This window comes from Pseudomonas sp. G3-39, from assembly GCF_054790485.1.
Genome location: NZ_CP186497.1, coordinates 5,183,359 through 5,205,160, shown reverse-complemented (window position 1 = coordinate 5,205,160; position 21,802 = coordinate 5,183,359). Strand labels below are relative to the sequence as shown.

General features: G+C 62.1%; 21 protein-coding genes. 9 read left to right on the top strand and 12 right to left on the bottom strand.

Going from position 1 to position 21,802, the window contains the following annotated elements; genetic code table 11:
- Positions 1–16: 16 nt before the first annotated feature.
- The 7 genes from ACOYXG_RS23475 to exaC all read right to left on the bottom strand — a co-directional run bounded on the left by ACOYXG_RS23475 (position 17) and on the right by exaC (position 7,949).
- A complete protein-coding gene (locus ACOYXG_RS23475; protein WP_460354274.1) occupies positions 17–829 on the bottom strand; it encodes a M90 family metallopeptidase in 813 nt (270 codons plus the stop codon).
- A gap of 4 nt (positions 830–833) precedes the next feature.
- Complete coding sequence (locus ACOYXG_RS23470) at positions 834–1,490, bottom strand: DedA family protein (RefSeq protein ID WP_027612912.1); 657 nt, start codon at positions 1,488–1,490, stop codon at positions 834–836.
- Positions 1,491–1,759: 269 nt separating this feature from the next.
- Positions 1,760–2,221: a GNAT family N-acetyltransferase gene (locus ACOYXG_RS23465; RefSeq protein WP_003228592.1), complete on the bottom strand. Its 462-nt coding sequence runs from the start codon at positions 2,219–2,221 to the stop codon at positions 1,760–1,762.
- Between the two features lie 114 nt (positions 2,222–2,335).
- Positions 2,336–3,160: an ethanolamine ammonia-lyase subunit EutC gene (gene eutC / locus ACOYXG_RS23460; RefSeq protein ID WP_460354271.1), complete on the bottom strand. Its 825-nt coding sequence runs from the start codon at positions 3,158–3,160 to the stop codon at positions 2,336–2,338.
- A 5-nt stretch (positions 3,161–3,165) separates the two neighbouring features.
- Entirely contained in the window at positions 3,166–4,560 is a 1,395-nt protein-coding gene (locus ACOYXG_RS23455) for an ethanolamine ammonia-lyase subunit EutB (RefSeq protein WP_096796313.1), read from the bottom strand.
- A gap of 191 nt (positions 4,561–4,751) precedes the next feature.
- Positions 4,752–6,122: an ethanolamine permease gene (gene eat, locus ACOYXG_RS23450; RefSeq protein WP_414889589.1), complete on the bottom strand. Its 1,371-nt coding sequence runs from the start codon at positions 6,120–6,122 to the stop codon at positions 4,752–4,754.
- A 306-nt stretch (positions 6,123–6,428) separates the two neighbouring features.
- Positions 6,429–7,949 carry an acetaldehyde dehydrogenase ExaC gene (gene exaC / locus ACOYXG_RS23445; RefSeq protein ID WP_025108675.1) on the bottom strand — a complete coding sequence of 507 codons (1,521 nt, stop codon included), beginning with the start codon at positions 7,947–7,949 and terminating at the stop codon, positions 6,429–6,431.
- Between the two features lie 301 nt (positions 7,950–8,250).
- Between exaC and ACOYXG_RS23440 the strand changes: the two genes are divergently transcribed.
- From ACOYXG_RS23440 to ACOYXG_RS23425, 4 genes are all read left to right on the top strand, one after another.
- The gene (locus ACOYXG_RS23440) at positions 8,251–10,158 is read left to right on the top strand and encodes a sigma-54-dependent Fis family transcriptional regulator (protein ID WP_096796311.1); all 1,908 of its coding nucleotides are present in this window, start codon (positions 8,251–8,253) and stop codon (positions 10,156–10,158) included.
- A 156-nt stretch (positions 10,159–10,314) separates the two neighbouring features.
- Positions 10,315–11,664, top strand: a complete 1,350-nt coding sequence (mpl, locus tag ACOYXG_RS23435) for a UDP-N-acetylmuramate:L-alanyl-gamma-D-glutamyl-meso-diaminopimelate ligase (protein ID WP_204895798.1) — start codon at positions 10,315–10,317, stop codon at positions 11,662–11,664.
- Positions 11,661–12,308, top strand: a complete 648-nt coding sequence (ubiX, locus tag ACOYXG_RS23430; protein ID WP_007968137.1) for a flavin prenyltransferase UbiX — start codon at positions 11,661–11,663, stop codon at positions 12,306–12,308. Before mpl ends, ubiX begins: the two co-directional genes overlap by 4 nt.
- Positions 12,301–12,585 carry a YceK/YidQ family lipoprotein gene (locus ACOYXG_RS23425; protein WP_096796309.1) on the top strand — a complete coding sequence of 95 codons (285 nt, stop codon included), beginning with the start codon at positions 12,301–12,303 and terminating at the stop codon, positions 12,583–12,585. The genes ubiX and ACOYXG_RS23425 overlap by 8 nt, the downstream gene beginning before the upstream one ends.
- Positions 12,586–12,692: 107 nt before the next feature.
- Here ACOYXG_RS23425 and ACOYXG_RS23420 read toward each other — a convergent pair whose 3' ends face one another.
- The 3 genes from ACOYXG_RS23420 to ACOYXG_RS23410 all read right to left on the bottom strand — a co-directional run bounded on the left by ACOYXG_RS23420 (position 12,693) and on the right by ACOYXG_RS23410 (position 15,655).
- Entirely contained in the window at positions 12,693–13,334 is a 642-nt protein-coding gene (locus ACOYXG_RS23420) for an oxidoreductase (RefSeq protein WP_108589967.1), read from the bottom strand.
- Positions 13,335–13,361: 27 nt separating this feature from the next.
- Entirely contained in the window at positions 13,362–15,089 is a 1,728-nt protein-coding gene (locus tag ACOYXG_RS23415; protein ID WP_460354265.1) for a C13 family peptidase, read from the bottom strand.
- A gap of 110 nt (positions 15,090–15,199) precedes the next feature.
- Complete coding sequence (locus ACOYXG_RS23410; protein ID WP_003228575.1) at positions 15,200–15,655, bottom strand: MaoC family dehydratase; 456 nt, start codon at positions 15,653–15,655, stop codon at positions 15,200–15,202.
- Positions 15,656–15,835: 180 nt separating this feature from the next.
- Here ACOYXG_RS23410 and ACOYXG_RS23405 point away from each other — a divergent pair, with 180 nt between their 5' ends.
- From ACOYXG_RS23405 to ACOYXG_RS23395, 3 genes are read left to right on the top strand one after another with little or no spacing between them, the layout of a single operon-like run.
- On the top strand, positions 15,836–16,198 hold the full coding sequence (locus tag ACOYXG_RS23405; protein ID WP_095139173.1) for a CidA/LrgA family protein: 363 nt from the start codon (positions 15,836–15,838) through the stop codon (positions 16,196–16,198).
- On the top strand, positions 16,198–16,914 hold the full coding sequence (locus ACOYXG_RS23400; RefSeq protein WP_027612903.1) for an LrgB family protein: 717 nt from the start codon (positions 16,198–16,200) through the stop codon (positions 16,912–16,914). Before ACOYXG_RS23405 ends, ACOYXG_RS23400 begins: the two co-directional genes overlap by 1 nt.
- Before the next feature lie 10 nt (positions 16,915–16,924).
- Positions 16,925–17,515, top strand: coding sequence for an LON peptidase substrate-binding domain-containing protein (locus ACOYXG_RS23395; RefSeq protein WP_460354261.1), 591 nt, complete (start codon positions 16,925–16,927; stop codon positions 17,513–17,515).
- Positions 17,516–17,518: 3 nt separating this feature from the next.
- Here ACOYXG_RS23395 and ACOYXG_RS23390 read toward each other — a convergent pair whose 3' ends face one another.
- On the bottom strand, positions 17,519–18,835 hold the full coding sequence (locus ACOYXG_RS23390) for a bifunctional DedA family/phosphatase PAP2 family protein (protein ID WP_150368179.1): 1,317 nt from the start codon (positions 18,833–18,835) through the stop codon (positions 17,519–17,521).
- 110 nt (positions 18,836–18,945) lie between these two features.
- The gene (locus tag ACOYXG_RS23385) at positions 18,946–19,644 is read right to left on the bottom strand and encodes a DNA-3-methyladenine glycosylase (RefSeq protein WP_460354258.1); all 699 of its coding nucleotides are present in this window, start codon (positions 19,642–19,644) and stop codon (positions 18,946–18,948) included.
- A gap of 177 nt (positions 19,645–19,821) precedes the next feature.
- On the opposite strand from ACOYXG_RS23385, the gene ACOYXG_RS23380 reads away from it, so the two are divergent.
- Together ACOYXG_RS23380 and nadD are read left to right on the top strand one after the other, a co-directional pair.
- Positions 19,822–21,093, top strand: a complete 1,272-nt coding sequence (locus ACOYXG_RS23380; RefSeq protein WP_095139181.1) for a glutamate-5-semialdehyde dehydrogenase — start codon at positions 19,822–19,824, stop codon at positions 21,091–21,093.
- The gene (gene nadD / locus ACOYXG_RS23375) at positions 21,062–21,784 is read left to right on the top strand and encodes a nicotinate-nucleotide adenylyltransferase (protein ID WP_460354255.1); all 723 of its coding nucleotides are present in this window, start codon (positions 21,062–21,064) and stop codon (positions 21,782–21,784) included. Before ACOYXG_RS23380 ends, nadD begins: the two co-directional genes overlap by 32 nt.
- The last annotated feature ends 18 nt before the right edge of the window (positions 21,785–21,802 follow it).

Below are 21,802 nucleotides of genomic sequence, written 5' to 3'. Positions count from 1 at the left end.
AGAAGTCGTGCAGCGCTTACGCGTGCGCCTGATAGACCGGGTCTGTGGCCTGAAGTTGCCGCAGCCTGCCCAACGGATCCTGCCGGTAGAAAAGCTGCAGTTGCAAGTAGACCTGTGGATAAGCCGCGTGCAGCAGATCCGGGGCGCTGAAGAAGTATTCGCTGGTGACCGCAAAGAACTCCGCCGGGTTTTCCGCGGCGTACGGGTCGATGGCGGTTTCGGCGTCGGGGTTGCGGTCGAGCTGGCGGTTGAGGTCATCGTAGGCGTGTTGCATGACCTCGGCCCAGTCGCTGACGCGCATGTCGGCGTGCAGCGGCGGCAGGCCGTTGGCGTCGCCGTTGAGCATGTCGAGTTTGTGCGCCAGTTCGTGGATCACCAGGTTGTAACCTTCCCAGCCACCACTGGCCATCACCCCCGGCCAGGCGAGGATGATCGGCCCCTGTTGCCAGGCTTCGCCGCTGTGCTCGCCGTCCCACTCGTGCTCGACGCCGCTGGCATCGCGATGCCGTTGCGGGCTGAGGAAGTCGTCGGGGTAGAGGACGATTTCGTGGAAACCCTGATACCAGTTCAAATCGCCCAGATTGAGCAACGGCAACTGGGCCTGGGCGGCGAGCAGCAGGCGTTGTTCCTGATGCAGTTCGACACCGGGCAGGGCGGTCAGGTGTTTTTCTTCGAGAAACAGCACGCTGGCTTCACGCAACCATTGGTCTTCGGCGGCGCTGACGCCGTCGAGAAAGCTCAGGTGATGGCGCACCCGTTGCCACAGGTCGTCGGCAATCGGGTGCCTGGCCAGAATGCGCCGGCGACGCCAGGCGCTCAGTGACCACATCGGATCAGTGGGTTTCGGCTTTGGAGCTGGAGCCGCCGAAACGGCTGCGCACCACGCCGATGATCATCGGCACCAGCGACAGCAGGATGATGCCAACCACCAGCAACGACAGGTTCTTCTTGATGAACGGCACGTTGCCGAAGAAGTAACCCAGGGTCACCAGGCCGCCGACCCAGAGGATGGTGCCGAACACGCTGAACGCGAAGAAACGCGGGTAGGGCATTTTCCCGACGCCGGCGACGAACGGGGCAAACGTGCGGATGATCGGCAGGAAGCGCGCCAGGGTCACGGTTTTGCCGCCGTGCTTGTCGTAGAAATCGTGGGTTTTTTGCAGGTAATCGCGACGGAAGATTTTCGAATTCGGGTTGCTGAAGAGTTTTTCGCCCGCCGTTCGGCCGATCACATAGTTGGTGCTGTCGCCGAGAATCGCCGCGAGCATCAGCAGTCCGCCCAACAGCACCGGATCCATGCCACCGCCCGCCGCCACGGCACCGGCGATGAACAACAGCGAATCACCCGGCAGGAACGGCATCACCACCAGACCGGTTTCACAGAAGATGACAGCGAACAGAATCGCGTAGATCCACGGCCCGTAGTTGGTCACCAGCAAATCGAGGTACACATCGAGATGCAGGATAAGGTCGAGCGGGTTGAAATCCATGGGGGCACCTGTGGTGACGGCCCGACTCGGCAGGCCTGTGCGGATGATTCGGGTGTAAGCCTACAGCGGGGTGTAGTTTTTCTTACAAGCCGGAAAGCTCGGGATTATACGGTCTGAGAGGTGAAAAGCGCGTTGGTTTTGTAGCGAGGGATGTCGGGGTGTGAACAAATGTCAGGCAGACTTCGGGTTTGATAAAAGATCAAAAGATCGCAGCCTTCGGCAGCTCCTGCATTGGAATGCGTTCTGCCGAAGGCTGCGATCTTTTGATTTCAGAGCTCGTCGCTGATCGGCAGCACGTAGTTCTTGAACTCGGTGTCTTCCTTGAAGCCAATGGATTCGTAGGTTTTCTGCGCCACCTCGTTGTTGCTGCTGGTGGAAACGCGCATGCGCACGGCCTGGGTTTCCTTGGCCATTTTCTTAGCGGTGCGGATCAGGTTGTCGGCCACCAGTTGGCGGCGGGCGTCTTCGGCGACATAGATGTCGTTGAGGATCCACACGCGCTTGAGCGACAGCGAGGAAAAGCTTGGATACAGCTGGCAGAAACCCATGAGCTTCTTGTCGTCATCATCGGCCAGGGCCAGATAAATCACCGACTCCTTGCGACGCAGGCGTTTTTCGAGAAACGCGCGGGAGGAATCCGGGTAGGGCAGGGAACCGTAGAACTCGCGATATTTGACGAACAACGGGGTCAACAAATCCAGGTGTTCGAGGGTCGCTTGAATAATCCGCATGATAGGTCTCGTCTTCAAGTGGCTGTCTTCAACTGCTCTGACGGCGATGGGAAACCCTGCGGCCGTGCGTCGATCCTGCCTGAAAGCAGCGCAGAAACGCAATGCGGAAACGGTTCAGGTTGTGGGCGGATCAAGCAGGAAATTTCCCTTCATGTCCGCACCGGCGTCCGACTCCAGCGTCTGCACCTGTGCTTCGTCCTTCAGATTGACCCCCGACAGCTGCCGCCGGCAGGCTTCGCGCATCAGATACAGCAAGCGATGCGCCGCCATGCCGTAGCTCAAGCCCTCAAGCCGCACGTTGGAGATGCAATTGCGGTAGGCATCGGTCAGCCCGACTTTTGGATTGTAGGTGAAATATAAACCGAGGCTGTCGGGCGAGCTGAGGCCCGGACGCTCTCCGATCAGCATGACGACCATTTTTGCACCCAGCAACTGGCCGATCTCGTCACCGATGGCGACGCGACCCTGTTCCACCAGCACTACCGGGGCAAGCGACCAGCCGTCGGCGCTCATCTGCTCCTCCAGGCGGGTCAGAAACGGCAGGGTATGCCGATGCACCGCCAGTGCCGACAGACCGTCCGCCACCACAATCGCCAGATCGACCCCGCCGGGGTGCGCCTCTGCGTAATCCCGCAGGGACTGCGCCGAGGCGTCGCTGAGCTTGCGCCCCAGATCCGGGCGTTGCAGGTAGCTGTTGCGATCAGTCGCGGCGCTGTGAAGCAACAAGGTCTCGCGCCCGCGCTCGCTCAGTTGCGCGCTGAGCCCGGCGTGGTCGAACGGCAGATGCACCGCATCCCGTGCCTGAGCGTGGGCGAACTGGAAATCCAGCTGGGCGCTGGTCGGCAGGCTGGTGCCGGTGCGGCCGAGGGCGATGCGCGCCGGGGTCAGGCGGCGCAGTTCCAGCCATGGGTTTTGCGGGTCGACAGGCGGTTTTTCCATAACACTCATCCCAGTTGCGCCAGCGCCTGGCGGAAGGCCGGCGGCAGGTTGTTGCCAAAGCGAACCTTGCCGTCCGCCTGGGTGAAAATGCCCATGTTCGCCAGCCACTGTTCGAACTCCGGCGCCGGTTTCAGGCCCAGGGTCTGGCGCGCGTAGAGCGCGTCGTGAAACGAGGTGGTCTGGTAGTTGAGCATGATGTCGTCGGAGCCGGGGATGCCCATGATGAAGTTGATCCCGGCCACACCGAGCAGGGTCAGCAGGGTGTCCATGTCGTCCTGATCGGCTTCGGCGTGGTTGGTGTAGCAGATGTCGCAACCCATCGGCACGCCGAGCAACTTGCCGCAGAAATGGTCTTCGAGGCCGGCGCGGATGATCTGTTTGCCGTTGTAGAGGTATTCCGGGCCGATAAATCCTACGACGGTGTTCACCAAAAACGGCTTGAAGTGTCGCGCCACGGCGTAGGCTCTTGTCTCGCAGGTCTGTTGATCGACACCGTGGTGGGCGTTGGCCGACAAGGCGCTGCCTTGCCCTGTTTCAAAATACATCAGGTTCTGCCCCAGAGTGCCGCGCTTCAGGCTCAGCCCCGCGTCATAGCCTTCCTGCAATACGTTGAGGTTGATGCCGAAACTGGCGTTGGCCGCTTCAGTGCCGGCAATCGACTGGAACACCAGATCCAGCGGCACCCCCCGGTTGATCGCCTCGATCGAGGTGGTGACGTGGGTCAGCACGCAAGCCTGGGTCGGGATGTCGTAGCGCTGGATGATCGCGTCGAGCATCTCCAGCATCGCGCAGATCGAGGCGATGCTGTCGGTGGCCGGGTTGATCCCGATCATCGCGTCGCCATTGCCGTACAGCAGACCGTCGAGAATGCTCGCGGCGATGCCGGAGGGTTCGTCGGTCGGATGGTTCGGTTGCAGCCGGGTCGACAAGCGCCCGCGCAGGCCGAGGGTGCCGCGAAATTTTGTGACCACGCGGATCTTCTGCGCCACCAGCACCAGATCCTGCACGCGCATGATTTTCGACACGGCGGCGACCATTTCCGGGGTCAGTCCGGGGGCGAGGGCGCGCAGGCTGGTTTCGTCAGCGGCGTCGCTGAGCAGCCAGTCGCGGAAACCACCGACGGTGAGGTGGCTGACCACGGCGAAGGCTTGTTTGTCGTGGGTGTCGATGATCAGTCGGGTGACTTCATCGGCTTCGTAGGGAATCAGCGCTTCCTGCAGAAAATGCGTGAGCGGGATGTCGGCCAGCGCCATTTGCGCGGCCACGCGTTCGCCGTCATTGAGCGCAGCAACGCCGGCCAGAAAGTCACCGGAGCGCGCCGGGCTGGCCTTGGCCATGACGTCCTTGAGGCTGTCGAAGCGGTAGGTCTGGGCGCCGACGGAATGGGCAAATGCGGCCATGGGGCGGTGTCCTCCTGATTCTGTGGGTAACTCGGTCTCCCTGTGGGAGCGGGCTTGCTCGCGAAAGCGTCGTGTCAGACGACATCGTTGTTGGATGAGACGACGCCTTCGCGAGCAAGCCCGCTCCCACATTGGATCTTCATGCACTTCTATATAGCGGGCACCGGGCGACAGGCCCGGTGCCGGTGCAACTAGATACCTTCGAGCATAGCGTCTGCCGGCGCTTCTGAGCGTTGCTTGGCGGTCAGCTGGAAATACAGGTAGCCGGCGGCCATAAAGCCCAGGAACACACAACCGATCAGCGTGTTGAACCACGCCATCGCGATCAGGCACACCACCGCCAGAAACAGCGCAATGGCCGGCACCACCGGATAGCCCGGGGCGCGGAAGGTGCGCTCCAGGTTCGGTTCGGTTTTGCGCAGTTTGAACAGGCTGAGCATGCTGATGATGTACATCACGATTGCGCCGAACACCGACATGGTGATCATCGCAGCAGTCAGGGTCATGCCTTGCAGATTGACCAGTCCATCGCTGTAAATCGCCGCGATACCAATCACACCACCAGCCAGAATCGCCCGATGCGGGGTCTGGAAGCGCGACAGTTTGGCCAGGCTTTTCGGCAGATAACCGGCGCGGGCGAGGGCGAAGAACTGTCGCGAGTAGCCGAGGATGATCCCGTGGAAACTCGCCACCAGGCCGAACAGGCCAATCCACACCAACATGTGCATCCAAGATGAATTGTTGCCGACCACCGCTTTCATTGCCTGTGGCAGCGGATCATTGATGTTCGACAGTTGACGCCAGTCGCCGACGCCGCCGGCCATCACCATCACGCCGATGGCGAGGAACACCAGGGTCAGAATGCCGCTGACGTAAGCTTTGGGAATCGTGCGTTTCGGATCCTTGGCTTCTTCGGCGGCCATGGCCGCGCCTTCGATGGCGAGGAAGAACCAGATCGCGAACGGGATCGCGGCAAAGATTCCGGGGATCGAGCCCAGGGTGAACTCGTTGGCACCCGACCAGCCGTTGAGCACGAAGTTGCTGAAGCTGAAGCCCGGCGCGACCACGCCCATGAATACCAGCAGTTCGGCGACCGCCAGCACAGTGACCACCAGCTCAAAAGTCGCGGCAATGCTGACGCCGAGGATGTTCAGGGTCATGAACACGAAATACGCGCCGACCGCTGCCACCTTCGGATCCAGCTCCGGGTACTGCACATTGAGGTAGGCGCCGATGGCCATGGCGATCGCCGGTGGGGCGAAGACGAATTCGATCAGCGTGGCGATGCCGGCGATCAGTCCGCCTTTTTCGCCGAACGCCCGGCGGCTGTAGGCAAACGGCCCGCCCGCGTGGGGAATCGCGGTGGTCAGTTCGGTGAAGCTGAAGATGAAGCAGGTGTACATGGTCGCGACCATCAGCGCCGTGACCAGAAATCCGAGGGTGCCCGCGGTGCCCCAGCCGTAACTCCAGCCGAAGTATTCGCCGGAAATCACCAGTCCGACGGCAATACCCCAGAGGTGCAGGGTGCCGAGTGTGGGTTTGAGCTGTGTGGTGGAAGTCATAAGTCCTCTCTGTTTTTTATTGTTCGATCTGTTGGACTTTCGGGTGCAGTGGTTGAGGTGGATGGATGCTGTTCACGCAGCGGCAGTTTTTGTGCAAAACCTGAATGACGGGTACGCAAGGGCCGTGCCAGAGCGGCCAGGCCTTGTGTTGTGTCATTGAGGACGCCATCGCGAGCAGGCTCGCTCCCACAGTGGATTTGTGCCGAGCCTGTGTATGTGGTGCGACACGACTCCCCTGTGGGAGCGAGCCTGCTCGCGAAAGCGGTCGAAAGGGCGACACAGAAATATCTGTATCGCCCCCGGGTTTTAGAAGAAGCCCAACGGATTGATGTCGTAGCTCACCAGCAGGTTTTTCGTCTGCTGATAGTGATCGAGCATCATCTTGTGGGTTTCACGGCCGACGCCGGACTTCTTGTACCCGCCAAACGCGGCGTGCGCCGGGTACAGGTGGTAGCAGTTGGTCCACACACGACCGGCTTTGATCGCGCGGCCCATGCGGTAGGCGCGGTTGATGTCGCGGGTCCACAGGCCGGCGCCGAGGCCGAACTCGGTGTCGTTGGCGATCGCCAGGGCTTCGGCTTCGTCCTTGAAGGTGGTGATGCTCACCACCGGGCCGAAGATTTCTTCCTGGAACACGCGCATTTTGTTGGTGCCCTTGAGCAGGGTCGGCTGGATGTAATAACCGGTTGCCAGATTGCCCTCGAGTTTTTCCACCTTGCCGCCGGTCAGCAGCTCGGCGCCTTCGCCCTTGGCGATTTCCAGGTACGAAAGGATCTTGTCGAATTGCTGCTCGGACGCCTGCGCGCCAACCATGGTGTCGGTGTCCAGCGGGTCGCCGCGTTTGATCTGCAGGACTTTCTTCATCACCACTTGCATGAATTCGTCGTAGATCGATTCCTGTACCAGTGCGCGGGACGGGCAGGTGCAGACTTCGCCCTGATTGAAGAATGCCAGCACCAGACCTTCGGCAGCCTTCTCGATGAAGGTCGGTTCGGCCTGCATGATGTCTTCGAAGAAGATGTTCGGCGACTTGCCGCCCAGTTCCACGGTGGACGGAATGATGTTCTCGGCCGCGCATTTCATGATGTGCGAGCCGACCGGGGTCGAACCGGTGAAAGCGATCTTGGCGATGCGTTTGCTGGTGGCCAGGGCTTCGCCGGCTTCTTTGCCGAAACCTTGCACCACGTTGAGCACGCCCGGTGGCAGCAGATCACCGATCAGCTCCATCAGCACGCAGATGCCCAGCGGGGTTTGCTCGGCAGGCTTGAGTACCACGCAGTTGCCGGCGGCCAGTGCCGGGGCGAGTTTCCACGCGGCCATCAGCAGCGGGAAGTTCCACGGGATGATCTGCCCGACCACACCCAGCGGTTCATGGATGTGATAGGCCACGGTGTTGCCGTCGATTTCGGCAGCGCTTCCTTCCTGCGCGCGCAGGCAGCCGGCGAAGTAGCGGAAATGGTCGGCGGCCAGCGGGATGTCGGCGTTGAGGGTCTCGCGGATGGCTTTGCCGTTGTCCCAGGTTTCGGTGATCGCCAGCAGTTCGAGGTTCTGTTCGATGCGGTCGGCGATTTTCAGCAGGATCAGCGAGCGCGCCTGCACAGAGGTCGCGCCCCACGCATCGGCAGCGGCGTGGGCGGCGTCCAGTGCCTTGTCGATGTCTTCGGCAGTGGAGCGAGGGAATTCGGCAATTGGCTGGCCATTCACTGGCGAGGTGTTGGTGAAGTACTGACCTTTGACAGGTGCGACGAACTCGCCGCCGATGTAGTTACCGTACTTGCTTTTGAACGAGACTTTGGCGCCTTCAGTACCGGGGTGAGCGTAACGCATGATGTTGTTCTCCTTGGCTTTGTACTTATTAGAGAAACGCGCAAGTGCGCTTGCTATAAGCGTAGAGCAAAGGTCGGGCCACTGCCGTGCAGGGCAGGCAAATCAAGGCTTTGCGCGGTTTGTGTCGGACGGGCGGACGCAGCCTGTGATGGTTTCGGTACAGAGGGGGTGACAGTTTGTACCGCTTTTGGCACAGCCAGTGACCGGCTGGTCTTGCCAGCATTGCAATGCCGGGGCGGCTGGAGGATGCTGGGCCTCACCTCAGCATTGGGCCATCGAGCCTCGGGGAGAATAATAAGAAATGCACGACAACCATTTGAGTCGCCATGCCCAGCAGGTTCTCACCGTCAGTCAGGGCAAGCCGCACCTGCACGGGCCCGGTGCCGATCCGTCGATTGCCCGCTCGTGGCTGCGCTGTCTTGAGGACTATCACCTCGATCCGGCCCTGACCATGGCGCCCACCGTGCTCGAACACGGGCGCGTGCTTGAAAGCCGCGAACGCCTGCAACAGGTGTTGCAGATCGCCGGTAATGAAATGAGCAGCCTGCATCAACAACTCTCCGGCGCCGGTCATGCGGTGCTGCTGACCGACGCGCGCGGGGTGATCCTCAACTGCGTCACCGCGCCGGCCGAGCGCAAGATTTTCGAACGCGCCGGTCTCTGGCTCGGCGCCGACTGGAGCGAAGCCTGCGAAGGCACCAACGGCATCGGCACCTGTCTGGTCGAGCGCCAGGCACTGACCATCCATCAGGACGAACACTTTCGCGGCCGCCACACCGGCCTGACCTGCTCGGCGAGCCCGGTGTTCGACCCGCACGGCGAACTGCTGGCGGTGCTCGACGTGTCCTCGGCGCGCCACGATGTCTCGCGGCAGAGCCAGTTCCACACCATGGCGCTGGTCAACCTGTCGGCGAAGATGATCGAGAGCTGCTATTTCCTGCGCTGCTTTGATAACCAGTGGCTGCTGCGTTTTCACTTGCAGGCCGAGTCCGTCGGCTTGTTCAGCGAAGGGCTGCTGGCGTTTGACGGGGAAGGGCGGATCAGTGCGGTCAACCAGAGTGCGCTGAACCTGCTCGGGCATATTCGCGGTGGTTTGCTCGGCAAACCGGTGGAAGCGTTTTTCGATTGTTCGCTGGATGAGCTGCTCGGTCGGGCCAGCGCCAATGCCAGCGCCAGTTGGCCGCTGCGCACCCGCGACGGACGGCATCTGTTTGCCTTGTTGCGCGGCGAATCGCGCAAGCCGGCGCCGATCCTGCCGGCCCCGGTCGTGGCCAAGCCTCAAGCGCTGGTGGGCATTTGCCTCGGTGACGCTGCGCTGCAAGCGGATTTCCGCAAGGCGTTGCGGGTATTCGAACGCGACGTGCCGCTGCTGATCAACGGTGAAACCGGCTCCGGCAAGGAAGCATTCGCCAAGGCTGTGCATCACGCCAGCCAGCGCGCCAACAAAGCCTTCGTCGCCCTCAATTGCGCGGCGATCCCGGAAAGCCTGATCGAGAGCGAGCTGTTCGGTTATCGCGGCGGCAGTTTCACCGGCGCGCGCAAGGACGGCATGCGCGGCAAGCTGCAGCAGGCCGATGGCGGCACGTTGTTCCTCGATGAAATCGGCGACATGCCGCTGGCGCTGCAAACCCGGTTGTTGCGAGTGCTGGAAGACCGGCAGGTGGTGCCGATTGGCGGCGAGCCGGAAGCGGTCAACGTGCGGATCATCAGCGCCACGCACCGTAATCTGCTGGAGCGCGTGGCGGACGGCAGCTTCCGCGAAGATCTGTATTACCGTCTCAATGGCCTCGAAGTTGCGCTACCGGCGTTGCGCGAACGCAGTGATAAATCGCAGTTGCTGGATTTCCTGCTGGCCGAGGAGGCCGGCGGAGAAACAATTGTGATCGACGAACCGGCGCGCCAGGCGTTGCTGGCCTTCAACTGGCCGGGCAACGTTCGGCAGTTGCGCAATGTTCTGCGCACATTGGCGGCATTGTGTGATGAAGGGCGAATCGGGCTGGAGGATTTGCCGGCGATGATTCGCCAGGCGCAGCCAAGGCTGGAGCTGAAGACGGTTGAGTCCGGGCATCCGCTGGAGGACGCCGAACGCCTGGCGTTGCTCAATGCGCTGGAGCAAACGCGCTGGCACATGACCCAGACCGCGCAGCAGCTCGGGGTCAGCCGTAATACCCTCTATAGAAAGCTGCGCAAACACGCGATCTCCCGTTAAACCGCGCCGCACCGTTCGCGAGCAGGTCGCTCCCACAGGATCAGCGCCAACCTTGTGGGAGCGAGCCTGCTCGCGAAGGCGTCGGCAAAGGCGAAACACAAGGTGCGATTTTTCCCACCCTACGCTAACCTGCGGCCATGTTTTACGAGGTCAACTATGCACATTCATATTCTGGGTATCTGCGGGACTTTCATGGGCTCGATGGCGGTTCTGGCCAAAGAGCTGGGCCATCACGTGACCGGCTCCGACGCCAACGTCTATCCGCCGATGAGCACGCAGCTTGAGGCCCAGGGCATTCAGCTGACCCAGGGCTACGACCCGGCCCAGCTCGATCCGGCACCGGATCTGGTGGTGATCGGCAACGCCATGTCGCGCGGCAACCCGGCGGTGGAGTATGTGCTGAACAAAGGCCTGCCGTACGTCTCCGGCCCGCAATGGCTGGCCGATCACGTGCTGCAAGGGCGCTGGGTGCTGGCGGTCGCCGGTACGCACGGCAAGACCACCACCAGCAGCATGCTCGCCTGGGTGCTGGAACACGCCGGCATGAGCCCGGGGTTCCTGATCGGCGGGGTGCCGCAGAATTTCTCGGTATCCGCACGTCTGGGCGGGACGCCGTTTTTCGTGATCGAGGCCGACGAGTACGACAGCGCATTCTTCGACAAGCGTTCGAAGTTCGTCCATTACCGCCCGCGCACCGCGATCCTCAACAACCTTGAGTTCGATCACGCTGACATCTTCCCCGATTTGCCGGCGATCGAGCGGCAGTTCCACCATTTGGTGCGGACCATTCCGAGCGAAGGTCTGGTGATCCACCCGACCACCGAGCCTGCCTTGCAGCGCGTGATTGAAATGGGCTGCTGGACCCCGGTGCAAACCACCGGTGCTGGCGGGCAGTGGCAGGTCAAGTTGCTCAAGGACGATGGCTCGGCGTTCGAAGTGATGTTCGAAGGCGTGTCCCAGGGCACGGTCGAATGGGAGTTGACCGGTCAGCACAACGTCGCCAACGCCTTGGCTGCGCTGGCTGCGGCGCGGCATGTCGGTGTGGTGCCGTCGATGGGCATCGCCGGCTTGAGCGCATTCAAGAACGTCAAACGCCGGATGGAGAAAGTCGCCGAAGTACGCGGCATCACCATCTACGACGACTTCGCCCATCACCCGACCGCCATTGCTACCACCCTTGATGGTTTGCGCAAGCGCATCGGCGACGCACCACTGATTGCGATCATCGAGCCGCGCTCCAACTCGATGAAGCTTGGCGCGCACCGTGACGGTCTGCCGGACAGCGTAGTCGATGCCGATCAGGTGATCTGGTACGCCCCGGCCAACCTCGGTTGGGATCTGGGCGCCACTGCCGCACTGTGCAGCGTGCCGTCGATTGTCAGCGATTCGCTGGAAGGCATCATCGAACGCGTGAAGAGCCAGGCCCAGCCCGGTACTCACGTGGTGATCATGAGCAACGGCGGCTTCGGCGGCCTGCACGGCAAACTCGCCGAGGCACTGCAATGAACACTTTTGCCCAGAGCGGCGGCCCGGAACGCATCACGCTGGCGATGACCGGCGCGTCCGGCGCGCAGTATGGATTGCGCCTGCTCGACTGTCTGGTACGGGAAGATCGCGAAGTGCACTTCCTGATCTCCAAGGCCGCGCAACTGGTGATGGCCACCGAGACCGATGTCACGCTGCCGCCCAAGCCGCAGATGATGCAAGCGTTCCTCACCGAGTACACCGGGGCGGCCGCCGGGCAGATCCGCGTGTATGGCAAGGAAGACTGGATGTCGCCGGTAGCTTCGGGCTCCGGCGCACCAGCGGCGATGGTGGTGGTGCCGTGTTCCACGGGTACCTTGTCGGCGATTGCCACGGGCGCGTGCAACAACCTGATCGAGCGCGCGGCGGACGTCACCTTGAAGGAGCGCCGCCAGTTGATTCTGGTACCGCGCGAGGCGCCGTATTCGAGTATTCATCTGGAGCACATGCTCAAATTGTCGAACATGGGCGTGACCATCCTGCCGGCCTCGCCGGGTTTCTATCACCAGCCGCAGACTATCGATGACCTGATCGATTTCGTCGTGGCGCGGATTCTCAATCTGCTGGGCATTCCACAGGACATGCTGCCGCGTTGGGGCGAGCATCATCTGAGCAGCGATGAATAAGCTGTTGATGATTGCGCTGGCGCTGCAACTGGCCGGCTGCGCCACCGCGCGCACGCTGGATGCCGCCAAGCCGGGGGCGCCGGTGGTGTATTCCGGGACACGCCTGGATTTGTACGCGATGAATGGCGGGTGCTGTGCGATGGACCGCTTCGGGGCTGAGGCGCCGAGTTATCCGGGAGTGGACCTGCCGGCGAGTGCGTTGCTTGATACGCTGCTGTTGCCGTTGTCTTTGCTGACCGTGATTGGCGTGGGGTTTCAGGCGACTGGTGGGTTGTAGGGGAGTGCTGCGCACTCCATTCGCGAGCAGGCTCGCTCCCACAGGAGAGCGCGGTGCAATTGTGGGAGCGAGCCTGCTCGCGAAAGCTTTCTTCCAGACGCTATAGATTATTTGCCGAGCTTTCGCAGCTCATCCGACTCGACGATCCGCACCCCATCCTGTTCTTCCAACGCCAGGCGCCACATCGCCCGGGCCAGTTGGCAGGCTTCGATGCCGCGATATTTGCCGGGAATCAGTTTGGAGAACGGCGCCGCCAGTTGTTCGCCCAAGCGCGGCTCGGTGCGATCTCCCAGCAATAGCGATGGTCGGCAGATGGTCAGTTGCGGCCAGTCCTGCGCGCGCAACGCCTGCTCCATCTCGCCTTTGACCCGGTTGTAGAAAATCGACGATTTCGGATCGGCGCCCAGCGCGCTGATCACGATCAGGTGCCGCGCGCCCATCTCCCGCGCACGTTTGGCGAAGGCCACCACCATGTCCAGATCCACCGCGCGGAACGCCTCTTCCGAGCCGGCCTGTTTGATGGTGGTGCCGAGGCAGCAATAGGCGATATCGACGCGACCACTGAGTTGCGGCAGAAACGCCTGTGGGTCGCCCACCGGGTTTTCCAGGTGCGGATGCTCCGCCAATGGACGACGGGACGGGGCGAGCACGCGGGTGATCGTCGGCTCGTTGAGCAAACGGTCGAGCAGATGTTCACCGGTCAGTCCGGTGGCTCCGGCAAGCAATACGTGCTGAGGCGTCAAGTACATAGTGTTTCTCCCTTGATACTGTTCAGCTTAGTTGCTGTTTGTTGCTCCGTCGTTCAATGCAGCACTCTGCAACGCTTTTCTGGCCTGCTGTTTACGCAGCAGTTGCCAGTGCGCCAGCACGGTTTTCGGTGCCCAGATCTGTGGCTCCGAGGCTTCGAAGTTGTCCGCCAGTTCGCGCTCGGCGACGGTGGCCTTGGCCAGTTTGAAGGCTTGCTCCAGATCGTCGGTCTGGTTCAGGGCCTGAGCGAACAGGGCGTCGCCGAAGTAGGTGAAGTTGGCTTCTTCCGAGCAACCGAACGACACGCGGTCGGCGCGCGAGGCGGTCATGATCAGTGTGCGCTCATCTTTCAGCGCGGGGATGAAACCGCCGGAATAGCACGATGAGATCACGATCACCTTGTCGCGATTTTTCAGTGGAGCAAGCACGGCGGCGAGTTCGTCGGCGGGCAGGTCGGCCAGCTCCATGCGCGGCTGGTCGAGCACCAGCTCGTGTTCGGCGGTGCCGTGGCTGGTCAGGTAGATGAACACCAGGTCTTCCGGGCCGCTGCGTTCAGCGAGGGTCTGCGCGGCGCGGCGCAGGTTTTCGCGGGTGGCCATCGGCCGGTCGGCGAGATGCTCGCGGTGGTTGACCAGACGAATCTGGCCAAAAGCGCCGAAACGCGTCGTGAGCATGTTGGCGACGTAGTCGGACTCGCGCAGGAACACGCTTTGCTTGCCGTCGCCACCGAGGGTCAGGGTGTACAGCTCGACTGCTGGCGTCGAGGCGGGCACGGCGGCCAGCGCATTGTCGAGTAGGCGGCCCTGGGCCAGTAGACCGAGTTCGAGGGTGTCGGGCAACAGCTTGCCGTCGGCATCACGTACGCGCTGGCCGTTGATCCAGGTACCGCTGAGCACGGTGCCGTCGGTCAGTACCAGGGTGCCGCGCCCGGCGTAGCTGTCGCCGTCGAACCCGCCGATGTAGAAGCTGCCGTCAGACAGGTTCAAGCGGCCCTGACCGCTGAAACGCCAGTCGTTGAAGTAGCCGATGTAATGGCTGCCGTCAGTGCCGATCAATTCGCCCTTGCCGGTCAGCGCACCTTCCTTGAATTGGCCGAGCCACACGTCGCCGTCGGCGTTCTCGTAGCGGCCCTTGCCGTGCAGTTGGCTGTTCTTGAAGCCGCCGACATAGATGTCGCCATCGGCACTGTTGAATGTGCCATTGCCTTCGAGCTGGCCGTTGACGAAATGGCCGCTGAAGGTATTGCCGCTAGAGTCGCCGCGCTGGCCTTCGCCGTTGGGTTTGCCGTGGGCGAACTGGCCCTGATAGGAACTGCCGTCGTCCATTTCCAGACGACCCAGCCCGGAATACTGGTCAGCCTTGAACTCGCCACGGTAGGTCATGGCGTTTTCCTTGAGGGTGCCTTCGCCGTCGCGGCGGCCCTGCTTGAAACCGCCGGTGTAACTGCTGGCGTTGGTGGTCAGGCTGCCCTGGCCATCGAACAGGCCCTGCTGAAACTGACCGCGATAGACTTCGCCGTTGCTGCCGTGCCACTCGCCCTGGCCATGCCATTGGCCCTTGTCGAACTGCCCGGCGTACCAACTGCCGTTGGGGTAGTCGACCCGGCCCTGGCCTTGCAGCAAGCCGTTGACCAGTTCACCGCGATAGCGTCCGCCGTCCGGCAGCCGTGCATCCGGGGGCAACAGCGATTCGCCGTCGCCGCACGCGGTGAGCATCAGGGTCAGGGCAAGGGGTGCAAGAGAAGCGAGTGGGCGCATAGCGGGATCCGGGCAATTAGGCGACCGAGTATGCCGCAGCTATGTGACCTTATACAGCCGGGAAAACAGCGCTGATGCGAAACAGCGTGCGCTGTTTCGCATCCCGTGACTCAAACGAAGCAGAGCGACAGCGGTTCGGCGATATAGGCCGGTTTGTCCGAGCCTTCTATCTCAAGCGTTGCGGTGGCCTTGAGCAGCCATTGACCGGGTTTTTTCTCGGTCACTTCGGCCAGATCGACTTTCAGGCGCACTTTTGAATTGACCTTCACCGGCTGGATGAAACGCACGCTGTCCAGACCATAATTGACCACCATCTTCAGGCCTTGCGGCAGCACGAGGATGTCTTCCATCAGTTTCGGGATCAGCGACAACGACAGGAAACCGTGGGCAATGGTGCTGCCAAAAGGCGTTTGCGCGGCTTTGACCGGATCGACATGGATGAACTGATAATCCCCGGTGGCTTCGGCGAACAGGTTGATGCGCTCCTGATCGATGGTGAGCCATTCGGAACGTCCGAGTTCCTTGCCGACATAATCTTTGAGCTCTGCAACGGGAACATAGGGCATTGAGACTCTCCTTGGGTTCATCGGTTTTATAGTTTTTCAGGTGGGGGATTTGACCGCCCTGCGAACCACTGTAGATCAACATGGCGATTTGCTCCGGTCAACCGACCATGCTTTTGGCGAATGCCGATCCATAGCGCTGCCGTGCTTATAATGCCGAGGACTTGCGGGGGGAGATGTCTGATGTTGTTACGTGGCCTGACTATGCTGGTGCTGTTCCAATTGCTCGGCACGGCACTCAACCATTTGCTGTTGCCGGTGCTGCCGGGGCCGATCATCGGTCTGCTGCTGTTGCTGGTGTTCCTGATCATTCGCGGTGAAGTCGGCGAGCCGCTGAACCTCGCGGCCGGCAGTCTGTTGCGTTATCTGCCGCTGCTGCTGGTGCCGCCGGCGGTGGGCGTGATGGTGTATGCGAGCGACATTGCCGCTGACTTCTGGGCCATTGTCGGCGCGCTGGTGTTGTCGTTGATCCTGTCGATGGCCTTCGCCGGGGTGCTGATGCAACGCCTGGTCAAGCGCCATGCGCCGCACTCGGAGGAGTCGTGATGCTCTTCGATTGGCAAGGCGCCTGGGCTTCGGTGATCCATCATCCGCTGTTCGGCATCGGCATCACCCTCGGTGCCTATCAACTGGTACTGGCGGCGTTCGAGAAAACCCGCTGGATCTTTCTGCAACCGGTGCTGGTCTCGATGCTGGTGGTGATCGGCGTGCTGGTCGGCTGCGGCCTGACCTACGCCGAGTACCGCAAGAGCACCGAAATCCTCAGCATTCTGCTGGGCCCGGCGACGGTGGCGCTGGCGGTGCCGCTGTATCTCAACCTAAAGCGCATCCGCCAATTGTTCTGGCCGATTTTTACTACGCTGGTGATAGGCGGCGTGGTCGCCACGGGCATGGGCGTGTTGCTCGGCTGGTGGTTCGGTGCCGAACACATGATTCTGATGACCATGGCGCCGAAGTCGGTGACCTCGCCGATTGCCATGCTGGTGGCCGAGCAGATCGGTGGCGTGGCGGCGCTGGCGGCGGTGTTCGTGCTGATCACCGGGGTGATCGGCGCGATCTTCGGCCCGGCGCTGCTGACCCGGCTCGGCGTGCACAGCCCTGAGGCGCGCGGCATGGCGCTGGGCATGACCGCACACGCGGTAGGCACCTCGGTGGCGTTGCAGGAAAGCGATGAGTGCGGCGCCTTCGCGGCGCTGGCGATGAGTCTGATGGGCGTGGCCACGGCGGTGTTCCTGCCGTTGGCGGTGTCGATGGTGGTGTAAGGAAATGTCTATGAGTCTGCCGCTTTTTCCGCTGAATACAGTGCTGTTTCCCGGCTGCAACCTCGACTTGCAGATCTTCGAGGCGCGCTATCTGGACATGATCGGCCGCTGCATGAAACAGGGCGGCGGTTTCGGCGTGGTGTGCATCCTCGATGGCCACGAAGTCGGCGTTGCGCCAGAGGGCTTTGCCCTGGTCGGCTGCGAGGCGCGGATCACCGATTTCCAGCAACAGGACAACGGTCTGCTGGGGATCCGGGCGCAGGGCGGGCGGCGTTTTCAGGTGTTGCGCACAGAGGTGCAGCGCGATCAGTTGATCCTCGCCGACGTCGAGTGGCTGGACGATGAGCCGGAGCAACCGTTGCAGGACGAAGACGCCGATCTGGTGGCGCTGCTCAAGGCCTTGGCCGAGCACCCGATGGTCGAGGCGTTGAACATGGGCACCGAAGCGCTGGGGCAGCAGTCGCTGGCCAATCAGCTGGCGTATCTGCTGCCGTTCGCCGAAGAAGACAAGATCGACCTGCTGCAACTCGACGATCCGCAGCAGCGACTGGATGCGATCCAGGCGCTGCTTGATGAGCTGCAGGGCGAGCTGTTCGCCTGAGTATCAGTAGGCGTATCGCAACATCGTGTCCGGCAAATGCCGCAGAACGAACAGGCTGAACAACGCCAGCAGCGCCGGCAGAATCAGCCACCAGACCTTGAATGGCATGGCGTTGAGCGGTGCCTTGCGCTGACTCAGCCACAAGCCCGCCGCACATACGCATGCCGCCAGCATTGCGCCGGCCAGAATATCCGTCGGCCAGTGCGCCCCCAGATAAACCCGTGACAAAGCAATCGACAGCGCTGGAATACAGCCGAGCAGCAGCCAGGTCAGGCGCATGCGCGGCGGTTGTCCGCGACCGGCGAGAACCGCCAGCACCAGAAACAGCGCGAACGAACCGGAGGCATGACCGCTGGGCATGCTGTAGCTGGTCAGCGGATCGGTCAGCACTTCCGGGCGGACCCGGGCGAAAAACTGTTTGGTGACGGTATTGAGCAGTGCGGTGCACAGCAGCACGCCACCGGCAAAGATTGCCTGGCGCCATTGCCGGCACAGCAGCAACAGACCGGTGAGCAGGGCGCTGAACATCAACATATTGCGGAATTCACCGATCAGGGTGAAGGTCACCGCGATTTCATCGAGCATCGGCTGCCGATGTTCCTGCACCAGGGTCATCACGCCCTGGTCGAGTGCGTGCAGATACGGATAGCCAATAAACAGGCCGATCAGAATCAACAGGCTCATGCTGCTGATCCAGATCGTCGCACGGCGATGCTGGCGCAAGCTGCTGTTGACGCTCATGCCGACCATCACCGCAATACTGGCGGCAACGATGCCGGCCTGCAGCCAGAAACCTTCGGGCAGCGGCAAGCGGATCGCCGCGCCGGTGGCCCAACCCGGCAGCAGGTAGGCGACGCTCCAGCCGGCAGCGGCCAGCAGGCTGACGGCGGCGAAACGCGGGAAGGGCATGTCGCACATCCCGGCAACCATCGGCAACATCGGCCGCAACGGGCCGATGAAGCGCCCGACCAGCAGGCTGGCGATGCCGTAACGCTGGAAGTAGGTTTCGGCCCCGGCCATCCATTCCGGATGGTGGCGCAGCCCCGGCAGGCGGCGGATGTTCTGATGGAAATGGCGGCCGAGGAAGTACGAGATCACATCGCCGAGTATCCCGCCGAGAAAGCCCAGCAGCAGGGTTTCACTCAACGACAGTGCGCCGCTGCCGGCGAGTACGGCCACGGCAAACAGCAACACCGTGCCGGGCACGATCAGCCCGGCAATTGCCAGGCACTCCACGCAAGCGACGATAAATACCGCAGCCGCCAGCCACTGCGGATTGGCGGCGAGCCACCCGGTCACGCTATCGAGCCATGGGCCCATACACACAACTCCATCAAATCTTCAATAAGTCCCGAAGGCTGTACAAAATTTCAGCAATCACTCAGTACCCCTGTGGGAGCGGGCGCATTAGGTTCAAAACCTGTGTCACTTCAGGACAGCAAAAAATAATCGCGACCTTCGACCTGGCCCCGGCGCAGCGGGTTCCGCGTGCACCACTGGGCATACGCGGCGTCGACGAAGCGGTACATCAGGTGTTCGTCGCGGCCATGGGGGATGCCCAGGCGGGTGGTCTGGATAATCTGGGTCGGCGCCGGCCCGGTGTCTTCCACCAGCATCAGCTCGTGATCGAAACGCTTGGCGTCCCACATCGGCACCTTCAACCCCAGCGCCTTGCACAGCAGCGTCTGCCCGGCGCAAAGCTTTTGCGAAGGGCGCGGCCGGCCTTGGGCATCGGGGTTGTTCAGCAGCATCTGCGCCAGACTCGCCGGCCCACTGATTTCATCGACCCACGGGTAGGCGGACTTGATCAGCACCGCATTGCCGGGCCCCTGAGCGCTGAAGTTCAGCGAATCGCCACCGCGGGCGTAATACATATAGATGTGCCCGCCATCCAGAAACAAAGCCTTACGCTTTTCCGTGTAACCGAGCGATGCATGACTGCCTTTTTCCGCGCAGTAATAGGCTTCGGTTTCGATGATCCGGGCGCTGAGCCACAGATCGCCGACCCGGTGGCGGATGACTTTGCCGAGCAGATCGCGGGCCAGCACTTGCGCGTCACGGTCGAAAAAAGCGTCCGGGAGGCCCAGTGGCAGGCGCTCAACGATGGCGCGATCGGTCAGGTTGGACATGGCAAACGGTGGTTATCCAGGCGAAGGAGGTCGTGATGATAACAATCCGCGGCTTAATTACGGCTGAACGTCGGCAAATTGCAGTCCATTTCGACCATCCGCCTGTCACCGCTGTTAGTCCCGGGACGCGACAGCTATAATCTGCCGCTTTCCTCTTTGCCAAGACCCCAGCAGACCATGACTGAGTCCGTTCTTGACTACATGACCCGATTGGGTCGCGCCGCCCGCGAAGCTTCCCGGGTCATCGGCCGTGCCAGCACCGCGCAGAAAAACCGCGCCTTGCAGGCTGCTGCCAATGCGCTGGACGCTGCTCGCGCCGAGCTGGCCGCAGCCAATGAACAGGATCTGGCGGCTGGTCGCGCCAACGGTCTGGAGCCGGCCTTGCTGGAGCGTCTGGAACTGACCCCGGCGCGCATCGACGGGATGATCGTCGGCCTGCGTCAGGTGGCGGCACTGCCCGATCCGGTCGGTGCGATCCGTGACATGAGCTTCCGCCCGTCCGGGATTCAGGTCGGCAAGATGCGCGTACCGCTGGGTGTGATCGGGATCATCTACGAATCCCGGCCCAACGTGACCATCGATGCCGCCAGCCTGTGCCTGAAGTCCGGTAACGCGACCATCCTGCGCGGTGGCTCCGAGGCGATTCATTCCAACCGGGCGATTGCCGCGTGCATTCAGCGCGGTCTGGCCGAGGCCGAATTGCCGGCAGCCGTGGTGCAAGTGGTCGAAACCACCGACCGTGCCGCCGTCGGCGCGATGATCAGCATGCCCGAGTATGTCGACGTGATCGTGCCGCGCGGTGGCCGTGGCCTGATCGAACGTATCAGCCGTGATGCCCGGGTGCCGGTGATCAAGCACCTGGACGGTATCTGCCACGTATTTGTCAGCGAGCACGCCGATCTGGCCAAAGCCCAGCGCATCGCCTTCAATGCCAAGACTTACCGTTATGGCATCTGTGGCGCGATGGAGACCTTGCTGGTTGATCAAAGTGTTGCGAAGGATTTCCTGCCGTCGATGGCTGCCCAGTTCCGCGAGAAAGGCGTCGAGCTGCGTGGCTGCGAACGCACCCGCGCGATCATCGACGCGGTGGCGGCCAGCGAAGACGACTGGAGCACCGAGTATCTGGCGCCGATCCTGTCGATCCGTGTGGTCGACGGACTGGATCAGGCCATCGAACACATCAACCATTACGGCTCGCATCACACCGACTCGATCGTCAGCGAAAACCTCGCCGACACCCGGCGTTTCGTCGCGGAAGTCGACTCGGCGTCGGTGATGATCAACACCCCGACCTGCTTCGCCGATGGATTCGAATACGGATTGGGTGCCGAGATCGGCATTTCTACTGATAAGCTGCACGCCCGCGGCCCGGTGGGCCTCGAAGGACTGACCTGCGAGAAGTACATCGTGGTCGGTGATGGCCAGTTGCGCGGCCAGGCGACGGTCTGACTTGACCGACCTCGACCTGACAGCGCCGCTGCCTGACGGCGAGCTCCGACCCCGGCGCATCGGCGTACTGGGCGGCACGTTCGACCCGGTGCACATCGGCCATTTGCGTGGTGCGCTGGAAGTCGCCGAAGCGCTGCTGCTCGACGAGCTGCGCATGATGCCCAGCGCCCGGCCGCCGCACCGCAATACGCCGCAGGTGTCGGCGCAGGATCGGTTGGCAATGGTTGAGTGCGCGGTGGCCGGAGTGCCGCCGCTGGTGGTGGACGCCCGCGAATTGCAGCGGGACAAGCCGTCTTACACCATTGATACCCTGGAGTTGATGCGTGCCGAAATGGCCGCCGAGACCCAGGTTTTTCTGCTTTTGGGCTGGGACGCATTTTGCGGCCTGCCCACTTGGCATCGCTGGGAAGAGTTGCTCCAGCATTGCCACATCCTGGTGCTACAGCGCCCGGACGCCGACAGCGAACCGCCGGATGCCTTGCGCAACCTGCTGGCAGCGCGTTCGGTGAGCGACCCGCTGGCCCTGAAAGGGCCGAGCGGACAGATTGCATTCGTCTGGCAGACACCGCTCGCGGTTTCCGCCACCCAGATCCGTCAACTGCTGGCCAGCGGTAAGTCGGTACGTTTCCTGGTGCCCGACGCGGTCCTGGCCTACATCGATGCGCACGGTCTTTACCGTGCGTCGAACTGAACAAGGCGTGCTTCACTG

Bases quoted from the DNA above. Each gene is read 5' to 3' on its own strand.
- ACOYXG_RS23475 (WP_460354274.1), bottom strand. From the start codon at position 829: ATGTGGTCACTGAGCGCCTGGCGTCGCCGGCGCATTCTGGCCAGGCAC.
- ACOYXG_RS23470 (WP_027612912.1), bottom strand. From the start codon at position 1,490: ATGGATTTCAACCCGCTCGACCTTATCCTGCATCTCGATGTGTACCTC.
- ACOYXG_RS23465 (WP_003228592.1), bottom strand. From the start codon at position 2,221: ATGCGGATTATTCAAGCGACCCTCGAACACCTGGATTTGTTGACCCCG.
- eutC (WP_460354271.1), bottom strand. From the start codon at position 3,160: ATGGAAAAACCGCCTGTCGACCCGCAAAACCCATGGCTGGAACTGCGC.
- ACOYXG_RS23455 (WP_096796313.1), bottom strand. From the start codon at position 4,560: ATGGCCGCATTTGCCCATTCCGTCGGCGCCCAGACCTACCGCTTCGAC.
- eat (WP_414889589.1), bottom strand. From the start codon at position 6,122: ATGACTTCCACCACACAGCTCAAACCCACACTCGGCACCCTGCACCTC.
- exaC (WP_025108675.1), bottom strand. From the start codon at position 7,949: ATGCGTTACGCTCACCCCGGTACTGAAGGCGCCAAAGTCTCGTTCAAA.
- ACOYXG_RS23440 (WP_096796311.1), top strand. From the start codon at position 8,251: ATGCACGACAACCATTTGAGTCGCCATGCCCAGCAGGTTCTCACCGTC.
- mpl (WP_204895798.1), top strand. From the start codon at position 10,315: ATGCACATTCATATTCTGGGTATCTGCGGGACTTTCATGGGCTCGATG.
- ubiX (WP_007968137.1), top strand. From the start codon at position 11,661: ATGAACACTTTTGCCCAGAGCGGCGGCCCGGAACGCATCACGCTGGCG.
- ACOYXG_RS23425 (WP_096796309.1), top strand. From the start codon at position 12,301: ATGAATAAGCTGTTGATGATTGCGCTGGCGCTGCAACTGGCCGGCTGC.
- ACOYXG_RS23420 (WP_108589967.1), bottom strand. From the start codon at position 13,334: ATGTACTTGACGCCTCAGCACGTATTGCTTGCCGGAGCCACCGGACTG.
- ACOYXG_RS23415 (WP_460354265.1), bottom strand. From the start codon at position 15,089: ATGCGCCCACTCGCTTCTCTTGCACCCCTTGCCCTGACCCTGATGCTC.
- ACOYXG_RS23410 (WP_003228575.1), bottom strand. From the start codon at position 15,655: ATGCCCTATGTTCCCGTTGCAGAGCTCAAAGATTATGTCGGCAAGGAA.
- ACOYXG_RS23405 (WP_095139173.1), top strand. From the start codon at position 15,836: ATGTTGTTACGTGGCCTGACTATGCTGGTGCTGTTCCAATTGCTCGGC.
- ACOYXG_RS23400 (WP_027612903.1), top strand. From the start codon at position 16,198: ATGCTCTTCGATTGGCAAGGCGCCTGGGCTTCGGTGATCCATCATCCG.
- ACOYXG_RS23395 (WP_460354261.1), top strand. From the start codon at position 16,925: ATGAGTCTGCCGCTTTTTCCGCTGAATACAGTGCTGTTTCCCGGCTGC.
- ACOYXG_RS23390 (WP_150368179.1), bottom strand. From the start codon at position 18,835: ATGGGCCCATGGCTCGATAGCGTGACCGGGTGGCTCGCCGCCAATCCG.
- ACOYXG_RS23385 (WP_460354258.1), bottom strand. From the start codon at position 19,644: ATGTCCAACCTGACCGATCGCGCCATCGTTGAGCGCCTGCCACTGGGC.
- ACOYXG_RS23380 (WP_095139181.1), top strand. From the start codon at position 19,822: ATGACTGAGTCCGTTCTTGACTACATGACCCGATTGGGTCGCGCCGCC.
- nadD (WP_460354255.1), top strand. From the start codon at position 21,062: ATGGCCAGTTGCGCGGCCAGGCGACGGTCTGACTTGACCGACCTCGAC.